This is a genomic window from Clostridium sardiniense (genome assembly GCF_016907995.1).
GTDB lineage: Bacteria > Bacillota > Clostridia > Clostridiales > Clostridiaceae > Clostridium > Clostridium sardiniense.
In genome coordinates this window covers 1-3584 of sequence record NZ_JAFBDA010000049.1, presented here as the reverse complement: position 1 = coordinate 3584, position 3584 = coordinate 1, and the positions used below count along the sequence as shown (strand labels likewise).

Sequence of the window (3584 nt, the reverse complement as noted above, 5' to 3'; positions counted from 1 at the left end):
GTTTAATCTTTTCACTCATAAAACTTACTTTAATAAAAAGAATTGCTGGTTGTTTAAATGTTTTATATATTCTGTTCAATTTTCAAAGACCATTTAATTTTTGTCCGTCGCACTCAAGCGACAAGACTTATTATATACGCATTTACGACATATCTCGACTTTATTTTTCTTGTATATAACTGTTATACCTATATTACTCCAATTTACTGCTTATTACTAACTATATCTCATACTGATACACTAGGTATAGTTTGTGTATTTATATATATCTTATACTATCATTTTTATATCTTTTACTATTAATTTATATTTTTTAGCTATATCTTCATAATGATGAATTATATTTTTATCTTTAAAGAACATGACAAACTTATAATCATAATTGCTCCAGATAGTAACCCCATCATTTATTATATAAAAAGTACTAAATAATATTCCTCTTGCTGATATCTTTACTAATATATCTAAAACTTTCATATCATCTATTTTAAAGTAAATATCATCATTATTTGATTTTTCTCTAATCTTTATAAGTATATCTTTTTCATCTTTGGATAGCATACATATCATTCTACTAAACTCTTCATCCATCAATGTATTTCCATAATAATCTAATATGCTATTTTTATTTACTTCAAATATATGTCTAAAAAATTCTATAAAACAATTTTCTGCTTCCTCATTATTAGTAATAAACTCTGTTGTTATTATGGCATTGTTATAATTGTCAAAACCCTCCAGTATATTATTAGGTCGTATCTCAACACTATTTATAAATGTATTTCTATCAAAACTTCTCATGCTAACCCCCACTCTTAAACCAGTATAAAAATTCTCATATTTTAATTTAATATTATATCAAAAACACATTATATTAAAGATAAAATAAAAGAGAAGTTATTTTAAAATAACTTCTCTTTTATTTTGTCTTTGTTTTTAACAATTAAAACTAACGCTATTAGTAATATTATTACTCCAACTGCTAAAGAATATCTCTTTAGTATTAAGTTTATAACTTCACTATTATTTCCAAATATAAATCCAAGTCCAATAAGTATAGAATTCCAAATAGTTATTCCTATCGCCGAATATCCAATAAAAGCTATTGGTTTCATTTTAACAACTCCTGCTACAAGGGATATAAAAGTTCTTGCAAGTGGTACTAACCTTGATAATAATACAGCAATATTATCATATTTATTTAACCAGCTATATGCTACATCTGCTGATTTTTTTGTCTTAGGAAATTTTAAAGTTATATAATTTACTGCTTTAGGCCCAAAATATAGACCTATTATGTAATTTAAAATAGAGCCTAATATTCCTGCTATTACAGAAACAACTAATATCTCAATAAAGCTTACACCATTTACTACCCCAACTATACCCATAAGCGGCAATACAAGTTCACTAGGTAATGGAAAATTTGCATATTCTAATAAAACAAGAACAAATACACTTATCATTCCATAGTTTACTACAAACTCTCGTACAATTTCTTCTAAACTCATAAATATCCCCCTAGTTATATATCTAATTATTATTTTAGAATATATCAGCAAAACAGCTTTTCTTCAATCTTACTTATGTTAATTATTAACCGTAAATATTAAATCTAAGTTAAATAGTATAATTACATTTTTATTTGTATAGTTATATCCCTATTAATCAATTTTATACAAACAAAAAAGGTAGATATTAAATCTACCTTTTTGTTTATATCTTATTACATCATTTTCTTTATATGTGACACTATTGGATCTGCTAAAGTTCCTACAACAACTTGAAGGTTTTTAGCATCTAATTTCATTATTCCAGTAGCACCCAATCTCTTTAATTCTTTTTCATTTATTTTTCCTGAATCTTTAACAGTTAATCTGATCCTAGTTACACAAGCATCTATGCTTTCAATATTTGAGCTTCCACCTAATGCTTCTAAAATCCCTGCCGCTTTTTCATCTATTGATGATTTACCTTTAATTGCTCCACGTTGAGCATCATCTTCAACTATTTCATCTAGGTTGTCATCATCTTCTCTACCTGGTGTTGGTAAATTGAATTTCTTAATTGCAAAGTAGAATACTACAAAGTATATTGCAGCAAATATTAAGCCTACTAAAATAATCATTAATGCTTTTGTTGATATTCCATAATTTAACGCATAGTCTATAAAACCAGCCGAGAAGGCAAATCCCATCTTCATCCCAAATATATTAGCAATAGCCAGTGCAATTCCTGTCATAAGCGCATGGAATGCATATAGTACTGGCGCTAAGAACATAAATGTAAATTCAATTGGTTCTGTAATACCAGTTAAGAATGCAGTAGCTGCTATACTAACTAACATACCTGTTACTGCTTTTCTATTTTTCTTTTTAGCTGCTGCTATCATAGCTAAACAAGCTGCTGGTAATGCAAACATCATTATAAAGTAGAACCCAGTTGTATATACTCCTGCAGTTGGATCTCCAGCAAGGAATCTATTTATATCTCCTGTAACAACAGTTCCATCAGCTTTAGTAAATGTACCAAATTGGAACCAGAATATTGTATTAAGTACGTGATGTAAACCAAATGGTATAAGTAATCTGTTTAATATACCAAAAACAAATGCTCCAACAGCTCCAGCTGCCGCCATTGTATTACCAAAGTCATTTAACACTCCTTGGATAGGTGGCCAAACATATCCTGCTGCAACTCCTATTGCTAGACAAGCAAAAGCTGTAACTATAGGTACAAAACGCTTACCTCCAAAGAATCCTAAAAATTGTGGAAGTTGAATATCTTTAAACTTATTATAAAGTAATCCTGCAACAACCCCTGAAAGAATACCTGCTAAAACTCCCATATTAATTGTTTCATCAAATGCGCCTGCTACATTTGTAAGTGTGAAATAACCAACAGCTGCTGCAAGTCCTGCAACTCCGTTATTTTCTTTAGCAAGCCCAATTGCTATACCAATTGCAAATAAAATTGCTAAATTATCTAATATTGCTCCCCCTGCTTTTTCCATCCAAACAATTCCAAGAACATCTGGAGCTCCAAGCCTTAACAAAATTGCTGCTGCTGGCAAACAAGCAACAGGCGTCATAAGTGCCTTACCTAATTTTTGTAATGCGCCAAGAACCTTATTATTTCCTTTTGACATATAATTCCCTCCAATATAAATTATTTATGCTTATGAATCGGTATTTATAATAATACAGAAAATAAATAATAACAAACAAAAAAAGCCGGAAAGAATATAATTATAGTAATATTCTTTCCAGCTAATGCCCAATTCATTTATGGTAACACGCCGATTAATAAGCATATTTTATTTTGTAATCCTATTCTAATATATTTTTCCTATATTGTCAACGATTTCAAATAATAAATTTTAATATTTTTACAAATAATTAAATTGACACTTATTATTATTGAAGTTATAATAAAATTAAGACGTGTAACTGTTAGATCAGGCATAAGTTTATTTATTAAACTTATGCCTCAGTCTGTAGACAAAAGGACTTTTTCACAAAAGAAAAAGTCCTTTTAATATTTTATATATTTAATTCTGAAATTGAACAATCTAAGATTTGCAT

The 3584-nt window shown here is 28.5% G+C and carries 3 protein-coding genes; all 3 read right to left on the bottom strand.

From position 1 onward, the window contains the following. Positions 1 to 270: 270 nt before the first annotated feature. Complete coding sequence (locus JOC62_RS19020; protein ID WP_204596844.1) at positions 271 to 801, bottom strand: hypothetical protein; 531 nt, start codon at positions 799 to 801, stop codon at positions 271 to 273. 101 nt (positions 802 to 902) lie between these two features. Next, positions 903 to 1511, bottom strand: a complete 609-nt coding sequence (locus tag JOC62_RS19015) for a DedA family protein (protein WP_204596843.1) — start codon at positions 1509 to 1511, stop codon at positions 903 to 905. Between the two features lie 215 nt (positions 1512 to 1726). Then, positions 1727 to 3148, bottom strand: coding sequence for an N-acetylglucosamine-specific PTS transporter subunit IIBC (nagE, locus tag JOC62_RS19010; protein ID WP_204596842.1), 1422 nt, complete (start codon positions 3146 to 3148; stop codon positions 1727 to 1729). Positions 3149 to 3584 lie beyond the last annotated feature (436 nt).